General features: G+C 60.5%; 14 protein-coding genes. 11 read left to right on the forward strand and 3 right to left on the reverse strand.

Features of this window, described 5'->3' with window-relative positions; genetic code table 11:
• Positions 1–50: 50 nt before the first annotated feature.
• A complete protein-coding gene (locus HPY55_14895) occupies positions 51–923 on the reverse strand; it encodes a hypothetical protein (GenBank protein NPV71891.1) in 873 nt (290 codons plus the stop codon).
• 235 nt (positions 924–1,158) lie between these two features.
• Between HPY55_14895 and HPY55_14900 the strand changes: the two genes are divergently transcribed.
• Genes HPY55_14900 through clpX form a run of 3 tightly spaced genes read left to right on the forward strand, consistent with a single transcriptional unit; the run spans position 1,159 to position 4,393 of the window.
• On the forward strand, positions 1,159–2,457 hold the full coding sequence (locus tag HPY55_14900) for a trigger factor (protein ID NPV71892.1): 1,299 nt from the start codon (positions 1,159–1,161) through the stop codon (positions 2,455–2,457).
• Positions 2,458–2,494: 37 nt separating this feature from the next.
• Positions 2,495–3,079 (forward strand): ATP-dependent Clp endopeptidase proteolytic subunit ClpP, encoded by a 585-nt coding sequence (gene clpP / locus HPY55_14905; GenBank protein NPV71893.1) that lies wholly within the window; start codon positions 2,495–2,497, stop codon positions 3,077–3,079.
• A 48-nt stretch (positions 3,080–3,127) separates the two neighbouring features.
• Positions 3,128–4,393: an ATP-dependent Clp protease ATP-binding subunit ClpX gene (gene clpX, locus HPY55_14910; protein ID NPV71894.1), complete on the forward strand. Its 1,266-nt coding sequence runs from the start codon at positions 3,128–3,130 to the stop codon at positions 4,391–4,393.
• Positions 4,394–4,470: 77 nt separating this feature from the next.
• Here the strand turns inward: clpX and HPY55_14915 are convergent, their stop codons facing one another.
• Positions 4,471–4,950: a nucleoside deaminase gene (locus HPY55_14915; protein NPV71895.1), complete on the reverse strand. Its 480-nt coding sequence runs from the start codon at positions 4,948–4,950 to the stop codon at positions 4,471–4,473.
• Between the two features lie 104 nt (positions 4,951–5,054).
• Here HPY55_14915 and lonB point away from each other — a divergent pair, with 104 nt between their 5' ends.
• From lonB to HPY55_14930, 3 genes are all read left to right on the forward strand, one after another.
• Positions 5,055–6,740 carry an ATP-dependent protease LonB gene (lonB, locus tag HPY55_14920; protein ID NPV71896.1) on the forward strand — a complete coding sequence of 562 codons (1,686 nt, stop codon included), beginning with the start codon at positions 5,055–5,057 and terminating at the stop codon, positions 6,738–6,740.
• Between the two features lie 143 nt (positions 6,741–6,883).
• A complete protein-coding gene (gene lon / locus HPY55_14925) occupies positions 6,884–9,214 on the forward strand; it encodes an endopeptidase La (protein NPV71897.1) in 2,331 nt (776 codons plus the stop codon).
• Positions 9,215–9,461: 247 nt separating this feature from the next.
• The gene (locus HPY55_14930; GenBank protein ID NPV71898.1) at positions 9,462–10,508 is read left to right on the forward strand and encodes an ATP-grasp domain-containing protein; all 1,047 of its coding nucleotides are present in this window, start codon (positions 9,462–9,464) and stop codon (positions 10,506–10,508) included.
• A 100-nt stretch (positions 10,509–10,608) separates the two neighbouring features.
• Here the strand turns inward: HPY55_14930 and HPY55_14935 are convergent, their stop codons facing one another.
• On the reverse strand, positions 10,609–11,301 hold the full coding sequence (locus HPY55_14935; GenBank protein NPV71899.1) for an RraA family protein: 693 nt from the start codon (positions 11,299–11,301) through the stop codon (positions 10,609–10,611).
• A 339-nt stretch (positions 11,302–11,640) separates the two neighbouring features.
• Between HPY55_14935 and HPY55_14940 the strand changes: the two genes are divergently transcribed.
• The 5 genes from HPY55_14940 (at position 11,641) to HPY55_14960 (ending at position 17,819) form a co-directional block, all read left to right on the forward strand.
• Entirely contained in the window at positions 11,641–12,135 is a 495-nt protein-coding gene (locus tag HPY55_14940; GenBank protein ID NPV71900.1) for a GNAT family N-acetyltransferase, read from the forward strand.
• A gap of 354 nt (positions 12,136–12,489) precedes the next feature.
• Positions 12,490–15,186 carry a valine--tRNA ligase gene (locus HPY55_14945; GenBank protein NPV71901.1) on the forward strand — a complete coding sequence of 899 codons (2,697 nt, stop codon included), beginning with the start codon at positions 12,490–12,492 and terminating at the stop codon, positions 15,184–15,186.
• A gap of 37 nt (positions 15,187–15,223) precedes the next feature.
• Entirely contained in the window at positions 15,224–16,558 is a 1,335-nt protein-coding gene (locus HPY55_14950) for a bifunctional folylpolyglutamate synthase/dihydrofolate synthase (GenBank protein ID NPV71902.1), read from the forward strand.
• A gap of 14 nt (positions 16,559–16,572) precedes the next feature.
• Complete coding sequence (locus HPY55_14955; GenBank protein ID NPV71903.1) at positions 16,573–16,998, forward strand: protease complex subunit PrcB family protein; 426 nt, start codon at positions 16,573–16,575, stop codon at positions 16,996–16,998.
• A 5-nt stretch (positions 16,999–17,003) separates the two neighbouring features.
• Positions 17,004–17,819: an SPOR domain-containing protein gene (locus HPY55_14960; protein ID NPV71904.1), complete on the forward strand. Its 816-nt coding sequence runs from the start codon at positions 17,004–17,006 to the stop codon at positions 17,817–17,819.
• The last annotated feature ends 190 nt before the right edge of the window (positions 17,820–18,009 follow it).

Raw genomic sequence — 18,009 nt, forward strand, 5'->3', positions numbered from 1 at the left:
CGCGGCCCTCCGCTTTGCGGACCGCACACCCGGTGGGTCTACTGTTGGGGCTACTTGATGATGGACTCCGCTTTTTGCAGGCCCTGGGGCCCGAAGATCATGCTCATGTAGAACTTCCTGTCGGGGTACTTCTCCTTCATCGCCTTGAGATTCGAGTACGGCTCGAACTCGCCGAAGTTGATGTCGTATCCGACGCACTCCGGCAAGAGGTTCGCCATCTTCTGCGACATCCATGCCTCGAGGATCACCTGCACCCCGGCCTCACCGGCGACTTTCAGCATCTGGTCGAGGAGCCTGTTGGCCTCAGGTATCCTCGCGTCGCTCCGGCCGTCAATTGCGACCGGCTGCGTAATTACGAACGTTGCGCCGGCGCCGAACTTCCGCTCGAGCTTCTCGAGTTCATCCTTGGCCGGCTCGTAGTGGTTAAACGCAACGCCTATGTCGAACTGCCCCGGATACGCCTTCCTGATGTACTCGATGAGCTGGACGGACGTGACGACTTTGACCTTCTCCGGGTCGTAGCCAAGGTGCTCGGGCTTGACCCTGGGGAGTCTCTCGCTGCCGTCGCCCGAGACGCACAGCAGCTTCCTGATGCCGAGCTCGAGCGCGTGCTGCAGCAAGATGTCCAGATCCTGCTCGTTCTGTTCCTTGGACGGGTCGTATTTCTCGTCGGTCTTCCGGTGGAAGGTGTTCAGGTGCATGATAAGGTTATCCGACTTAACCTCGAGACCGAGCGCGTCGATGACCTCGGGTGCGGTGTAGGACAGGTTACCCATGGGATTGTCGGTTATGCAGATGACGTAGTCGTTTTCGAGGAACATCTGGTACCGTTCCGCGAACTTCTCGAAGTCCTTCTCCACGTCCGTTGAATCCTGCCTCGGTGTGAGGAGCTCCATGAGATGCTGCTTAATCCTGGTTTCCACGCTGCTCTATCTCCTTTGAACGAACAGTATCGAGCCGGTATACTTCTACCTGCCGTGGAATCTTCCTTCAGGAGAGAATAGGACGAGAAGTAGCCGCTAATGAACGGCATTGTCTTTTCTGCTCGTTTTGCGATATCATAACTGGGGTCGGGGAGTTTTGCGGCCCGTAGCTTCGGGTGGCGCAGTCGCGGGACGAACTGCAGTATGATGCCACCAACTGGAGGACCCATTATAAATGAAAGTTGATGTGGAGAGATTAGAAAAGAGCACCGTGGCCCTTACCATCGAGGTCGAGCCCGAGAAGGTCGACGACGGCATGGCACGGGCATATCGCAAAGTGGTAGGCTCCGTCAATGTCCCGGGTTTTCGCAAGGGCAAGGCGCCACGGCCGATTTTAGAGAGGCACGTTGGAAAGGCAACTCTACTTAACGAGGCTTTCAAGATCATGTTCCCCGAGGCCTACCGCAACGCGGTCAAGGAATCGGGCGTGGACCCGGTCGACGAACCCGACGTTGAGGTAATCGAACTGGAAGAGGGCAAGCCCCTCAAGTTCAAGGCTACGGTTGCCGTAAAACCCGAGGTCCAGCTGGGCGACTACGGTTCTGTGAAAGAAAAGCTGGAGGAGACCCCGGCCACTCCTGAGGAAGTCGATGCCGAACTCAACCTCCTTCGCGAACGCCAGGCCCAGCTCGTGGTCGACGAGGCGGGGGTCGTGAAGGAGGATTCTTACGTCACCCTGGACTTCCAGGGCTACGAGGGCGAGAAGGAGCTGCCGAATTCGGCGGCCAAGGATTTTCTGGTGCCCATGGGCTCGGGGTTCCTGCTGCCGGGTTTTGAGGAGCAGATCAAGGGTGCGAAGGCCGGCGAGGAGCGGGGCGTCAAGGTAACTCTCCCCGCCGACTACAAGGACAAAGACCTGGCGGGTAAAGAGGTCACCTTCAAGGTCAAGATAAAGGAAGTAAAACGCAAGGAACTGCCTGCGCTCAACGACGAATTTGCCAAGACGCAGGGCGAGTATGCCGATCTGCAGGAGTTGAAAAACGAGATCACGAATAGGCTGACGCAGGCCAAGCAACAAAGGGCGAAGGCGGCGCACGACGAGGCGGTCCTCAAGCATGTGGTCGATCAGGCTACCGTCGACGTGCCCGACGTAATGGTGAACCGGCGCGCCCAGTCGATGCTCGAAGACCTGCTCACGAGGCTCGAGCGGAATAAAGTAACGCTTCGGGAATACATGGAGGGCACCGGCCTGACCGAGGAAACCTTGAAACAGCAGCTTCTCGATGCGGCGGCCAGAAAGGTCAAGACGGAGCTCGTGCTCGAGGCCATCTCGGCAAAGGAAGGGATCAAGGCCGAGGAGCCGGAAGTCAAGCAGATGGTTGACGGTCTTGCCGCTTCCACGAAGCAGGATGGCGACAGGCTTTTCGAACAGATCCGCGCTTCCGGCGCGATCAAGAGCTTCGAAAGGGCGATAACGAATGATAAGGTTGTTGCGTTCCTGGCGGATGCCGCGAACAAGAACGCGACGGTTTAATGTTTAAGGGGGGTACAAGTTGAGTTACCTTGTGCCGATGGTAATCGAGCAGACTCCAAGAGGGGAACGCGCTTACGACATCTACTCCCGCCTCTTGAAGGACCGGATAATCTTCATAGGCACACCGCTGGACGACGCCGTCGCGAACAGCGTTGTCGCCCAGCTCCTGTTCCTGGAGGTCGAGGACCCCGACCGTGACATCTCGCTCTACATCAATTCCCCCGGGGGGTCCGTGACTGCCGGACTGGCGATATATGATACAATGCAGTATATCAAGTGCGACGTGTCGACCATATGCATCGGTCTGGCTGCGAGCGCGGCGGCCGTGATACTCGCCGGGGGGGCGAAGGGCAAGAGGTTCACTGTCCCCAACGCCAAGATGCTGATTCACCAGCCGTGGGCCGGCAACATTCAGGGGCAAGCCACCGAGATTCAGATACACGCGAAGGAGATACTCAGGACGAGGACGCTCCTGAATAAGATACTTGCGAAGCATACGGGACAGCCGCTTGAGAAGGTTGAGAGGGATACCGAGCGCGATTTCTACATGACGGCCGACGAGGCCAAGGACTACGGACTGATCGACGACATCCTCGTGACCCGGAAGTGTTCGAAGCGGTAGGAAGACCGACCGCCCAGCCGGTCCGCTGGGAAAAGGGTGTGAGAAGGAGTGTTCAAGTTCAGCGACGAGAAGGGCCAACTCAAGTGCTCGTTCTGCGGAAAATACCAGGAGCAGGTTAAGAGGCTCGTAGCGGGCCCCGGTGTTTACATTTGCGACGAGTGCATTGAGCTGTGTAATGAAATAATCGAAGAGGAGCTCGGGGACGAGACCGAATTCGAGCTCAAGGATATCCCAAAGCCCAGGGAGATCAAGGCATTCCTGGACCAGTACGTTATCGGTCAGGAAAAGGCCAAGAAGATCCTTTCGGTGGCCGTGTATAACCATTACAAGCGGGTCAACCTCGGCGGCAAGATCGACGACGTCGAGATCCAGAAGTCTAACATCATCATGCTCGGCCCCACGGGATCCGGGAAAACGCTCCTTGCCCAGACGCTCGCCAAGATGCTGAACGTTCCGTTCGCGATCGCCGACGCCACGACCCTGACTGAGGCGGGGTATGTCGGCGAGGACGTGGAGAACATCCTGCTCAAACTCGTTCAGGCGGCGGATTACGACGTCGAGAAGGCCGAGAAGGGCATCGTCTACATCGACGAGATAGACAAGATCGCGCGCAAATCCGAGAACCCATCTATAACGCGGGACGTTTCGGGCGAGGGCGTGCAACAGGCGCTCCTGAAGATACTCGAGGGCACGGTGGCCAACGTCCCGCCGCAGGGCGGGCGCAAGCACCCGCACCAGGAGTTCATCCAGGTGGACACCACGAACATCCTGTTTATCTGCGGCGGCGCTTTCGAGGGTATCGACAAGATCATCCAGAGCAGGGTCGGACAGAAGATCATGGGCTTCGGCGCCGACATAAAGTCCAGGCAGGAGCGGCGCATAGGCGAAATCCTCGATCAGATACTGCCGCAGGACCTGCTGAAGTTCGGGATGATCCCTGAGTTCGTCGGCAGGGTCCCCATCATCGTGACGCTCGACTCGCTGGACGAGGACGCGCTCGTGAGGATCTTGACCGAGCCGAAGAACGCACTGGCCAAGCAATACGAGAAGTTCTTCAACCTCGACGGCATCACGCTGGAGTTCAAGGAAGACGCCCTGAAAGCCATCGCCCGCGAGGCAATGAAGCGCAACACCGGGGCGCGCGGTCTGAGGGCCATCATTGAGGAAGTCATGCTCGAGGTCATGTACGACGTCCCGTCCCGGGGCGACGTTTCGAAGTGCATCGTCACGAAAGACGTCATCCTGAAGAAAGAGCAGCCGATCCTCGTGACTTCGGCCGAGCGCAAGGCGCGCAAGCGCGAGGAGACGGCGTAGACACCGTTCCTCAGCGATTAAGCAATCATAAGTCGAGCGGCATGGCATCAGGAGAGGGGGATAGAAGCCCCCTCTTGTCAGTCATTCAGCACAATCATTTCTTCACAGTAGTCACACTGCGGCCGCAATCTATCGTAGTTTCGCCTGAATTCCAGCCGCTCGCTGAGCCGTTTCACAAGCGCATCCGTTGGTTTCTCACTGATTTCTCTGCAAATCAGCTTCGTATCCAGGCCCAGGATTTTGCATGCTTCCAGCGTTGGGCAGAAGTTCTTTGAGTGAAAGACGATCTTGTTCTCAGTCTTCGTTACGACCGGTGCCTCGTCCGGTGCGATCTCGAGTTTCTTGAGGATTCCGGACCATATGATTGCTGTCGCGCACATTGGACATGGTTCATGTGTTGAGACCAGAGTGCAATCCCTGAAGTCTCTGCCAAACGCTCTTGATGCTAACTTGATGGCGTTTAACTCAGCATGTGACGTAGGATCTGACTCACTTTCTTCCCTATCATGAGTCCTCACAAGGATACTGCCATCTTTGACTATGACAGATCCATCCATACACTCCCTCCACCGCTATATCTTACCATGGACGTCTCGATTGCGGTCTAAAAGCCCCCCTCGCGAGGGATAATACGGAAGACACACTTGTGGGGGGCTCGTGATTGAACGTCTCCGCAGGCATTCTCGGTTACATCCAGTTCTTCTTCGCCGTGGTCATCGGCCTCTACTTCTGGAACCTCCTCAAATCGCAACAGGGGAACAAGGTCGCGGTCGAACGCGAATCCCGGAAGGAAGTCGAGAAGCTCCGTAAGCTGAGGGAGATTTCGCTGTCCGAGCCACTGTCCGAGAAGACAAGACCCAGCTCTTTTGAGGAGATGGTGGGCCAGTCCGAGGGCCTGAAGGCGCTGCGGGCGGCCCTGTGCGGGCCGAATCCACAGCACGTCATCATATACGGCCCGCCCGGCGTCGGGAAGACCGCGGCTGCGCGGCTCGTACTGGAGGAAGCCAAGCGCAACCCCGCCTCGCCGTTCAAGGAGTACTCCAGGTTCGTCGAGATAGACGCCACGACCGCCCGCTTCGACGAGCGTGGCATCGCCGACCCGCTCATAGGCTCGGTACACGACCCGATTTACCAGGGGGCCGGACCGCTGGGAATGGCGGGTATCCCCCAGCCCAAGCCGGGTGCGGTGACCAAGGCGCACGGTGGCATCCTGTTCATAGACGAGATCGGGGAACTCCATCCGATCCAGATGAACAAGCTCCTCAAGGTGCTGGAGGACCGACGCGTTTTCCTGGAGAGCGCATATTACAGTTCCGAGGACTCGAATGTGCCCAGCCACATCCACGACATATTCGAAAACGGCCTGCCGGCGGACTTCAGGCTCGTCGGAGCGACCACGAGGGTGCCGGAGGAGATACCGCCGGCGATCCGGTCGCGCTGCCTCGAGGTATACTTCCGGCCGCTCAAGCCCGAGGAGGTCTCGGAGATAGCGCGAAACGCGGCCAAGAAGATCGAGTACGGGCTCGAGGACAGGGCTCTGGATGTCATACGCAGGTTCGCGACGAACGGGCGCGAGGCGGTCAACTTCATCCAACTGGCGGCGGGGATCGCCCTCTCCGACGGGCGCAACGTCGTAAAGGCGGAGGACGTCGAGTGGGTGGTCAACAGCGGCCAGCACAGCCCGAGGCCTGAGAAGAAGATCGGCGACAAGCCCCAGGTAGGCGTCGCCAACGCCCTGGCGGTATATGGCCCCAACATGGCAATGCTGATCGAAATAGAGGTGGCGACGACGGCCGCCGCCGCTCGCAGTAAAGGGAAGATCACTGTGACCGGTGTAATCGAGGAGGAAGAGATGGGAGGCATCGGCCGCACGCTGCGGCGAAAGAGCATGGCGATGGGCTCGCTACAGAACGTGATGACCGTGTTGAAGTGCGTGATGGACGTCGACCCGTATGACTACGACATACACGTGAACTTCCCGGGCGGGATACCGGTCGACGGGCCGTCCGCCGGCGTTGCCATGGCCACGGCCATATACTCCTCGATCACGGGGATCCCCGTGGACAATGGCGTTGCGATGACCGGTGAGGTCTCGATACGTGGCATCGTGAAGGCGGTGGGCGGGGTCGTCGCGAAGGTTGCCGCCGCTCAGGAGGCCGGCGCGTCGAGGGTGCTCATCCCGAAAGACAACTGGCAGGAGATGTACAGGGATGAGCACGGCATTGAGGTCATCGCGGTTGAGACCATCGGGGAGGTGATGGAGAAATCGCTGTTGCGTCACGCGCCCGCATTCCCCTCATCCTACCGCAAGTCGCCCTGTGACGAGGCCGCCGGGAAGGCTGTCTGATAAGCATGGCTCTTCCGCTAAGTGACTCCGTTTACATAAAATACCCACGCCTACACGCCGTCTTGATTATGCAGGAGATTGCGATTCCGTAGTAAAATTGTCTCAGGTATACTTCTTGGTTGACGGCTTGGGAGGGTTCCTGAATGCCCGAACGCAGGATCAAAGAATATCCGCTTCTGCCCCTGAGAGGCGTGTTCGTTTTTCCCGGGATGGTGGTACCCCTCGAAGTCGGCAGGCAGAAGTCGGTCAATGCGGTAGACGAAGCGCTCACCGGGGACAGGCTGCTCATCCTCGCGACGCAGCGGGAGATCGAGGTCGATCAACCGGCAGCCCAGGATATATACAGCGTTGGCACACTCGCCGAGGTGAAGCAGGTCGCGCGTAACCCCGGCGGCAACGTTCGCGTGGTCGTCGAGGGCAAGGCGAGGGTCACCGTGGAGGAGTACCTGCAGGACGACCCGTGCTTCCGCGTTGTCGCCCTCGAGATGGCGGACGATTACACCCGGAGTCACGAGATAGACGTATTGATGAAGACGCTGCTCCAGGAGTACGAGCAGTATGTCCGCAATTCCAAGAAGTTACCCCAGGATGCGCTGATCTCGGTCATGAGCATACAGGAGCCGGGCAGGCTCGCGGACACGATAGCGGCGCACCTGCCATTGAGAAATGAGGATAAGCAACGCATACTCGAGGCCTTCAGCGTGCGTGAGCGCCTCGAGATCGTGCTGGGGATCATAACGCGTGAATCGGAGCTTGCCGACCTGGAGAAGCGCATCAGTGTTCGCGTGCGGAAGCAGATAGAGAAAACTCAGAAAGAGTACTATCTCCGGGAGCAGATGAAGGCGATCCAGAAGGAACTAGGCGAGCGCGAAGACAAACCCGGCGAGGTGGACGAGTACAGGCACAGGGTCACCCAGCTCGGCCTTCCGAAAGACGTTGAGGAGAAGGCGCTCAAGGAGGTCGAACGCCTCGAGAAGATGCCTCCGATGGCGGCCGAGGCGGTCGTCGTGAGGACGTACCTCGACTGGATAGTCTCGCTGCCGTGGTCCCTTCAGACCGAAGATAGGCTGGATATCAACGTGGCGGAGCGGATACTGGAGGAGGACCATTACGGACTCGAGAAAGTCAAGGAACGCATACTCGAGTACCTGGCCATCAGACAGCTCGTTCAAAGGATGAAGGGCCCGATACTGTGCCTCGTGGGGCCGCCCGGCGTCGGCAAGACTTCGCTCGCCAAGTCCATCGCCAGGGCGCTGAAGCGGAAGTTCGTGCGGATCTCGCTCGGCGGTATTCGCGACGAGGCCGAGATCAGGGGCCACCGCCGCACGTATGTCGGCGCCCTTCCCGGGCGCATCATCCAGGGCATGAAGCAGGCGGGATCGAAGAACCCGGTATTCCTCATGGACGAGATCGACAAGATGAGCTCGGACTTCCGCGGCGACCCGGCGTCGGCCCTGCTCGAGGTGCTGGACCCGGAGCAGAACTCCGCGTTCAGCGATCACTACCTCGAGATACCGTTCGACCTGTCGAATGTGATGTTCATAACGACGGCCAACGTGGCGCACAACATACCGAGGCCGCTCCTGGACAGGATGGAAGTCATCAGCATCCCGGGGTACACCGAGGAAGAGAAGGTCAAGATCGCCGAGAAGTTCCTGTACCTGAAGCAGCTCAAGGAACACGGTCTCAAGACGGACAATCTACGCCTCAGTGAGGGCGCCTTGAGGGGGATAATCAGGAGTTACACGAGGGAAGCGGGTGTGCGCAGCCTCGAGCGGGAGATCGCCTCGATTTGCCGCAAGGCTGCGAAGGAAATTGTCGCGGGCCGGAGCAGGCCCATCACGGTAACCGGCCGCAACCTCAAGAAGTACCTGGGCGTGCAGAGGTACCGGTTCGGCAAGGCGGAGAAAGACAACGGTGTGGGCATAGCCATGGGGGTCGCGGTTACGGACGTCGGCGGTGACGTGATGCCAATAGAGGTCTCGCTCATGAAGGGGCGCGGGAACCTGATGCTCACCGGCAAGCTTGGCGACGTCATGAAGGAGTCCGCCCAGGCGGGGTTCAGTTACGTCCGGTCTCGCACGGGCAGATTCGGGATAGAACAGGATTTCCACGAGAAGATGGACATTCACGTTCACCTGCCGGAGGGAGCCATTCCGAAAGACGGCCCCAGCGCCGGCATTACTATGGCGACGGCGCTGGTCAGTGCGCTGACGAATCAACCCGTCAGGCACGACGTGGCCATGACCGGCGAGATAACCCTTCGTGGCAGGGTCCTGCCGGTCGGGGGCATCAAGGAGAAGGTGCTGGCCGCACACCGCGCGGGCATAGATACCATGATCATGCCGGAAGAGAACCAGAAAGACGTGGAGGAAGTGCCGCCGAACATCAAGAAGAAAATGAACTTCGTGTTCGTCGAACACATGGACGATGTACTGAAGCATGCGCTCGCAGTCATCGAGAGCCCAAACTGAACGGTTTCCAGGTTCAACCGGCCTTGAGCCGCCCAACCGGGCGGCTTTTCCTTCGAGGCTGTCCGTGCCGCCACGAGAGCCTTCATGAGGCCCGAAATCCTGCGTTGACAATGGGGATCGACCATGCAATAATGAACCTGAAAATCGGGGCCTTCGGGCAGGGGAGGGATTTTACGAAGGCAAAAGTTGAGACAAGGTAAATCCCCAAACCATCCCCAATGAATCATCAGGAGGACGATAAGTTAAGATGGCAACCGTAGGTTTGCTGTACAACCTCGGGAAATACGACCCTCCCGAGGAAGGTGAGCCTCCCGACATTAACGCCGAGCTGGACGGCGAGCAAACGGTGATGGCTATCGCGGAGGCTCTCAAATGGGGCGGACATGAGACAGTGTTCCTTGAAGGCGATGAGAGTGCGTTCTACAGGCTGAAGAACTCGAAGATCGACATCGCCTTCAATATCTGCGAGGGGCTCCACGGTGAAAGCAGGGAATCACACATTCCAGCGATGCTTGAGATGTTGGGGATACCGTACACGGGTTCAGGTGTTTTAACTCTTGCCTTGAGCCTTGACAAACCGATGGCCAAGAAGGTTTTCGCCTTCCACGGCGTCCCGACCCCGAAATTCCGAGTGTTCAACTCCGGTGATCCTATTACCAGTGAAGGCATGTGTTTCCCGCTGTTTGTAAAGCCGGCGCACGAAGGGTCCAGCATGGGCGTTTCGCCGAACTCGGTGGTCCGCGATGAGTACGAACTGTGCTTCCAGGTGGACTACGTGCGAAGGTTCTACAAACAGGCGGCGCTGGTGGAGGAGTTCCTGGAGGGACGCGAGTTCACTGTGGGGATCCTTGGGAACAAGGACCCCTTTGCGCTTCCGATAAGGGAGATCCTGTTCGACCGCGTGCCCAAGGAGCACGGGGCCGTGTATTCCAGGCAGTTCAAGGTCGAGTTCGAGGACGAGGACACTTTCTACGCGTGCCCCGCGAACGTGACGCCCGAAGAAGCCCAGTCCATCAGGTCCGCGGCAATTGCGGCCTTCAAGGCGATCGACTGCCGCGACGTGGGGCGTGTGGACGTGCGGTTGAATAGGGCCGGCGTGCCGAACGTCCTCGAGATCAACCCGCTGCCGGGGCTCACGCCGCACTTCAGCGACCTGTGCAGGGCGGCCGAGGTTGCGGGTATCAGCTACAACTGGCTCGTTTGCGGGATACTCGAGGCCGCGATCGAGAGATACGGGCTCACGCACCTCTCGTCCCGCGCTCTGGAGGTTCACGCGCTGTTGCAGACCGCCTAGCCGGAAAGCGCCGTTACGGCGACCGGATACGATGAGCAGAGGGCTCCACCGGGGAGCCCTCTTTCGTTCATCTGTGCCGCCCCGTGTTATCGGGTCGTGGCTATTCTTCGATTGCTGCTCGCAGGGCGCGCAAGTGCAGCCGGAAGGTATACGACGGGTCGTTGGCGCGCCGCGCCAGGTAATCGTCGAACCGGAATTGCTGGCGAAGGGTCTTGCCCGTCCGCACTGCCTGGGCCTGCTCCCGCTCCGTCTTGTGGATTTCCAGCGCTGCAGAAAGAACCCACGCGACGGCTGATACGGGGACGAAAAGGACCCCGTCCGAGTCGGCAAATACAAAGTCTTCCCTTTTGACCTCGATATCGCCGAAACTCGCCGAGTCCAGAGCCTGCTGGGGCCGCGGGTCGAGTCGTTGAGGGCCTGCAGGACACGCGCCGTAGCTGAATACGGGGAAGCCGATCCTGAGGAGCTCGTCGGTATCCCGATGGTAGCCCCAGACCACCATCCCGGCCAGTCCCGAAGCTCGAGCCTCTAGGACCGTCAGATCCCCAATGCAGCCTTCGTCCGGCCTCCCGCCGTTATCGATTACGAGGATGTCCCCGTCCCCGGCGGCCATCATTGCTTCGAGGAAGACGTCTACGCTCCCGTAATGCCTGGCGGGCAAGGCTCGCCCCGCGATGCGACTGCCGGGCAACAGGGGTCGGATACCCGGCGGCGCCAGCCGGATGGGGACTTTCGCCCGTATGCAGGCGTCCGCAACCAGGGGAGTGGAGAGTCCAGCGAAGGAGCTGGCAATTTGCTGGTTAGTCACCGGCGACACCTCCGTAAGGGCGTTCCTTTCGGGCAAACCTGTCCAATCCGGCGAACCATGCCGCCAGTGCGAGAATCAGCACTACGATTACGACAAGGACGAGCTTCTTCACCCGCCAGCCCCCTTTGTATCCTTAGTCGTAAGGGGCGGCCCTCGCTCTGGCTCATTATATCACGCTGTAGCCTTCCGATGGCGCGAAGAACAGATCTGAGCCTGCCCGGGCTGCCTCAATTTACATAAAGGAGGGCCGGGCGGGGCGTCGAATCTAGCAGTCGTTTGGTCCCGCATTCGTAGCTGCGAACCTGCTAGAGGGGGAGATGACGATTGGCCGGCGCCCCTGAACTGACCCTGAGGCCGTTCACGTCGGAAGATGTAGACAGGCTGATGGCGTGGGAGACCGACAGTGAGGTCAGGCGCTGGATGGGCGGACGGTTCTCATCCCCGGGCGAGGCGAGACAGTGGTTCCTTCTGGTAAGGAAGAGCAGGAGCAGGAAGGTATATGTCATACAGGCAGGGACGGCGGCGATAGGGTACATCGTCCTTGAGAACATCAACTACAGGGCGGGTAGCCTCGAGGTTCGCATCTGTATCGGGGACGGTGGATTCCGGAACCGGGGCTTCGGGCAAAGGGCCATCACCAGCCTCCTCGACATGATGAGGCGCAAGGCGGCTTTCAAGGAAGTGTACCTCAGGGTCGACCCCGACAACGTCCGCGCTATCCGCTGCTACGAGAAGTGCGGCTTCCGGAAGGAAGGCATCCTCCGCCGGTCCTCCAATGTTGCGGGGGACCTGCTGCTCATGTCGTGCCGTCTGGCGTAATTACCGGCCCCACTGGTTCAGGCGTACCCCCGTGCGGTCTGCGCGAACTCGTTTTCTTGACACCACCCCCCTGTTGGATATAATTGTTTTGAATGTGTGATATGCAGCGCGTTGATAGGGAGGAGTAGCGGCGGGGAGCCTGCAGAGAGAGGGGCACACGGGTGGAATGCCTCTCAGGCCCGAGTCGCGAAGGTCACCCTGGAGCGGGACGGGTAGCCCGTTACAGCCAAGAGCGCCGGACGCGCCGGTCTTACCGGTCATGAGTCCGGAATCGAGGTGGTACCGCGGAAGAGTTCGCCCTTCCGTCCTTGGGACGGAAGGGCATTCTTGATCACTGTATTAGGGGGATTCGCTATGGGTTCGAAAGGCATTCCGAGCGTGTACGATCCGGCCGGGGTCGAGGAGAAGTGGTACCGGCACTGGCTCGATAAGCACTACTTCAGGGCGGAGGTCAACGCGGACAAGCAGCCATACTGCATAGTCATTCCGCCTCCCAACATCACGGGTTCGCTTCACCTGGGCCACGCGCTCAACAACACGATCCAGGACATCCTTACGCGGTTCCACCGCATGAGGGGGTTCGAGACGCTGTGGCTTCCCGGGTACGACCACGCCAGCATCGCCACGCACATGAAGATCGAGGAGATGCTGGCGAAAGAGGGCACGAACAGGTACGAACTCGGCAGGGAGAAGTTCCTCGAGCGGGCATGGGCGTGGAAAGAGAAGTACGGCGGGACGATAGTCTCGCAGCTCAAGCGGATGGGCTGTTCGTGCGACTGGTCGCGCGAAAGGTTCACCATGGACGAGGGTTGCTCGCGCGCGGTCATCGAGGTGTTCGTCAGGCTGTACGAGAAGGGCCTGATATACCGCGGCGACTACATCACCAACTGGTGCCCCAGCTGCCGCACGGTCATCTCGGACATCGAAGTAGAACACGAGGACGTGGAGGGGAGCCTCTGGTACGTCAGGTACCCCTTTGCAGAGGGCGATGGCTACATCCAGGTGGCTACCACGAGGCCCGAGACGATACTGGGCGACACGGCGGTCGCCGTCCACCCATCGGACGAGCGGTACAGGTCCGTCGTCGGGCGGATGGTGATCCTCCCGCACGTGGGGCGTAAGATACCCGTGATCGCCGACGAGTACGTCGACCCAGCATTCGGCACCGGCGCCGTCAAGGTCACGCCGGGGCACGACCCGAACGACTTCGAGGCGGGGGTCCGGCACAAGCTGCCGGTCATCAAGGTGATCGGGCAGGACGGCCGGATGACCCCCGCGGCCGGCAAGTACGAGGGGCTCGACAGGTACGAGTGCCGGAAGCAGTTCGTCAAGGAGCTCGAGGCCGGGGGCTTCATCGTCAAAGTTGAGCCAATCGGCCATTCCGTCGGGCACTGCTACAGGTGCCGGTCGGTGGTGGAGCCGCTCGTTACCACGCAGTGGTTCGTCAGGATGGCGCCGTTGGCCGAGCCCGCGATTAAGGTTGTCAAGGACGGGGACGTGCGCTTCGTACCCGAGAGGTACACGAAAGTGTATCTGGGCTGGATGGAGAACATACGCGACTGGTGCATATCGCGGCAGCTGTGGTGGGGTCACAGGATACCTGCGTGGTACTGCCTCGACTGCGGCGAAACGATTGTGGCGCGGACTCCGCCCGAGAAGTGCGCGTGCGGTTCCAACCGGCTGGAGCAGGACCCGGACGTGCTCGACACATGGTTCTCGTCGGCGCTCTGGCCGTTCTCCACCCTGGGCTGGCCGGACGACACACCCGAGCTACGATACTTCTACCCGACGAGTGTGCTCGTGACGGCGTACGACATCATCTTCTTCTGGGTCGCGAGGATGATTTTCAGCGGCCTCGAGTTCATGGGGAAGAAGCCGTTCAGCGACGTGCTGATCACGGGGCTGATAAAGGACTCCCTCGGCCGCAAGATGTCCAAGACACTCGGCAACGGCGTTGACCCGCTGGAGGTAATCAGGGACTACGGCGCCGACACGCTCAGGTTTACGCTGGTCACGGGCAACACGCCGGGAAGCGACCAGCGCTGGTTCTGGGAGAAGGTCCAGGGGTACAGGAACTTCTGCAACAAGATATGGAACGCGTCCAGATTCGTCCTCATGAACCTGGGCGACGCCGCCGGTGGACCCGCGGGCGGGGGCGGCGCCGGCGCGGTTGCTGTGACGCCGCGGCCTGCGGAGTTCGAGCTCGAGGACCGGTGGATCCTCAGCAGGCTTGAGGCGGTAACCGCTAGCGCGACCCGCCTGATCGCCGGGTATGAGCTGGGAGAGGCCAGCCGCGTGTTGTACGAGTTCGTGTGGAGCGAGTTCTGTGACTGGTACATCGAGCTGGTGAAGCCGCGCCTGCACGCCCGTGGGTCGACCAGGGCCGCAGCCCAGTGGACCCTGGTGCGGGTGCTGGAGCAGGTACTCAGGTTGCTCCACCCGTTCATGCCGTTCATCACCGAAGAAATATGGCAGGCGCTCCCGCACGAGGGCGAGAGCATCGTTACAGCCAGGTGGCCCGAGGCGGCGGACGTGGCCCGCGGCGCGGGCCTGGCCTTGCCGGACGCGGCGGCTGTGCGCGCGCTGTCCCTCCTCATGGAGGCGGTGAGGGCGGCGCGTAATCTCAGGGCGGAAATCAACGTTCCGCCCGGGAAGGACGCGGAGGTATTCATCAACGCCTCGTCCGCGGAGACCCTGGATACCCTGGAATCGATCAAGGATAGGGTCGCGGCTCTCTCACACGCTTCCCCTCTTCGCCTGGAGATGTCGGGGGAGAGGCCCAGGCAGGCGCTCGCAGCGGTCATTCCCGGGGCGGAGGTATTCCTGCCGCTGAAGGGGCTCATCGACGTCGACAAGGAGATCGAACGCCTGCGCAAGGAGCTCGGACAGGCGAAGACGGAGCTTGAGAAGACGGGGGCACGTCTTGCGAACGCCGAGTTCCTGAAGAAGGCGCCCAGGGAGGTCGTCGAAAAAGAGACCGAGAAGCAGAGGACCCTGGACGAGAAGGTCAGAATGCTGGAAGGGAGGATCCTGACCATCTCCGGTTCCTGATCGAGGCGGCCTTGAGAAGCCGGACATGGGATACGATATGGACTACAACGAGGCAATGCGGTACCTGCACGGCCTGCAGCGGTTCGGCTCGAGGCTCGGCCTCGAGAGGATCGAGCGCCTCATGGCGCTGCTAGGTAACCCGGAGAAACGGTTCCGATCTGTGCACATAGCGGGGACCAACGGCAAGGGCTCCGTGACGGCCATGGTAGCCAGGGGGCTCGAAGAAACGGGCTACAAGGTTGGGCGGTATATATCTCCGTTTCTCGAGGAGTTCGAGGAGCGGATAAGCATCAACGGGAGCAACATCCCGAAGCCGAAAGTCGCGGAACTGACTTCAACCGTGCGTGGCGCGGTCGACACAATGCTGAGCGAAGGATACGACCACCCGACGGAATTCGAGATCGTGACGGCGATGGGGTTCGAATATTTCGCCCGCGAGGCGGTCGATTTCGCCTCTATTGAGGTCGGCATGGGCGGCCGGTACGACGCGACGAACGTAATCACTCCGATGGTGTCGGTCATCACTGCCATCGGCTACGACCACATGGAGAGGCTCGGCGACACGCTGGGGAAGATCGCGTACGAGAAGGCCGGCATCATCAAGCGGGGAGTCCCCGTTGTAACCTCCCCGCAGGTCCCCGAGGCCATCGCCGCGATCGAGAAGGTTGCCGGCGATACCGGATCGAGGGTGGTGCGCGTTGGACGCGACGTGACCTGGAGCGAGAAGGGGTGCTCGCTGGATGGGCAGACCATCGACCTGGTTGGGCTGCGCGGGAGATACTCCAACGTTGGAATCGCCCTCCTCGGCCGTCACCAGCAGGCCAACGCGGCGACCGCTGTCGCGTGCCTCGAACTCCTGTCGGAAATAGGAGCCTGCGTGGACGAGAGGTCGATACGCGGCGCGCTCGCCGGGGTGAGGTGGCCGGGGCGGCTCGAGATCATGTCCAGGTCGCCCGTAGTCGTGGTTGACGGAGCGCACAACCAGGACGGGGCGAGGGTGCTATCGGCGGCCATACGCGACATCATCCCACACCGCAGGATGGTAATGGTCATCGGTATACTGGCGGACAAGGTGGCGGACGACATCCTGGCGGAGCTCGTGCCGCTCGCGAACGAGGTTATCGTGACAAGACCCAACTCTCCACGCGCCTTTCCGCCCGAGGTGCTTGCGGAAAAGGTTCGCCATTTCCCGGTCTCCGTGCACGTTGAACCACGCATCGCCGAAGCCATCGAAAAGGGCCTTAGCCTGGTCGGTCACGGAGATCTCCTTTGCGTGACCGGGTCGCTTTACCTCATCGGCGAAGCTCGTTCTAAATTGGCAGGAATTTTCCAGTCAGACCGGAATAGAGTTGAAAATGACGCGCTCGTGTAACGGGGGTGCAGGCGTTGAAGTTCCAGCGCCTTGACGTCCAGGCCGGCGAGTTCCCCCGTGTGTTCGCAGCGCCGGCCTTCCACATCATCCAGAGCCACGCCGAGATGCTGGCCATATATGGCGACGAATACCTCGCGGAGGGCATCGACTTCAGGAGGATGTTCGTGGTCGGGGTCCACCGCGGCCTGTGCAGGAGCGGCGGCTTCTCGGTGGGGATCGGCAAGATCGAGAGAAAGGGCAATCAGGTCGTCGTCAACCTTGCCATCCGCGATCCCGCGCCCGGGGATCTCGTGACGCTGGTCATGACGTATCCATCCGACGTGGTAGCAGTGTGGAGGGAGGGCCTCCACCCGGGGGAGAGAGTCGAGTTCGTGTTCCGCGACCAGGCCGGCAACGAGGTTCACCGGTGCGCCATCACCGCAGTCCAGCCGGGGGGGTAACGCTCGTGAGAAGAAGGGGAAGTTCCTCGATCGGCTCCTACGTTCCATTCCTGCTGTTCGTGATAGTCCTGGGCGCCGTAGCTATAGCCAGCGGTTACTTCCTGGGGAAGTTCTTCATGTCATCGCTTTCGTCCCTCACGCCGCCGGCCGTCAAGGACAAACTCCCGCCCCCGCAGGAGGCGCAGAGGCCCGCCCCGGTCGTCACTCTCAGCGCGCCGGGTATGAGCCTCTACAGGGTGCAGGCCGGGCTCTTCAGCGTGAAAGCCAACGCGGACAGGCTCGCCGCTTCGTTGAAGAAGGCTGGAATTCCAGCAGCAATCGTGGGGACGAACCAGTACCGCGTCATCGTGGCTCTCCTCCCGAGTTCGGAGTCGGCGAACAGGGTGGTCCAGTCGGTCAAATCGAAGGGCTTCGAGGCGATGGTGGGCAAGTACGAGATTCAGGGCTCGTCCTTTACGGCCCCGGGTGACGAGTACGGAGAAGCCCTGAAGGCTGTGATAGAGGCGTCGTGGTCGGGCATAGACAGGTCGCTCAAGGCGGCGGACGCATACATAGCGGGAAGGCGCGCCGATGCCAAGGACATCGTGGAGGCAGCCTCGGTGGTTAACGCCGCCAGGCAGAAGCTGTCCGCTGCGAAGGCGCCGGCGGGCAGTGAAGCCGTGCATAAGGCGGCCGAAGGCCTGCTTGACCACGCTTCCAGCGCGCTCGCTTCATTGAGCGCCGCCGCGTCGTCGGGCCAACCGGCGCCATCCATTCTGGGCGACATCGCAGGGGCGGTGCTGGGCTACGAACGGGCGATTGGAACGCTCCCCAAGGACTGACAGCCGGCAGGAATTCCGCGGGTCACCAAGAACCAATCGGCTTGGGGCTTGAGGGTTCCACTCTTTGGTTGCCGTCATAACCGGTTTGGAAACCGCCAGGTCCGCCCCCAGAAACAGGGGGGCGGTAATTTTCTGTCTATTATGCTATAATGTTTGTCCGGCACGAAGCTAAGATGGTGAGAGGTGATTT

The organism is Bacillota bacterium (assembly GCA_013178305.1).
Lineage (GTDB): Bacteria > Bacillota > Sulfobacillia > JABLXB01 > JABLXB01 > JABLXB01.

Bases quoted from the DNA above. Each gene is read 5' to 3' on its own strand.
- HPY55_14950 (NPV71902.1), top strand. From the start codon at position 15,224: ATGGACTACAACGAGGCAATGCGGTACCTGCACGGCCTGCAGCGGTTC.
- HPY55_14930 (NPV71898.1), top strand. From the start codon at position 9,462: ATGGCAACCGTAGGTTTGCTGTACAACCTCGGGAAATACGACCCTCCC.
- clpP (NPV71893.1), top strand. From the start codon at position 2,495: ATGGTAATCGAGCAGACTCCAAGAGGGGAACGCGCTTACGACATCTAC.
- HPY55_14945 (NPV71901.1), top strand. From the start codon at position 12,490: ATGGGTTCGAAAGGCATTCCGAGCGTGTACGATCCGGCCGGGGTCGAG.
- HPY55_14915 (NPV71895.1), bottom strand. From the start codon at position 4,950: ATGGATGGATCTGTCATAGTCAAAGATGGCAGTATCCTTGTGAGGACT.
- lon (NPV71897.1), top strand. From the start codon at position 6,884: ATGCCCGAACGCAGGATCAAAGAATATCCGCTTCTGCCCCTGAGAGGC.
- HPY55_14900 (NPV71892.1), top strand. From the start codon at position 1,159: ATGAAAGTTGATGTGGAGAGATTAGAAAAGAGCACCGTGGCCCTTACC.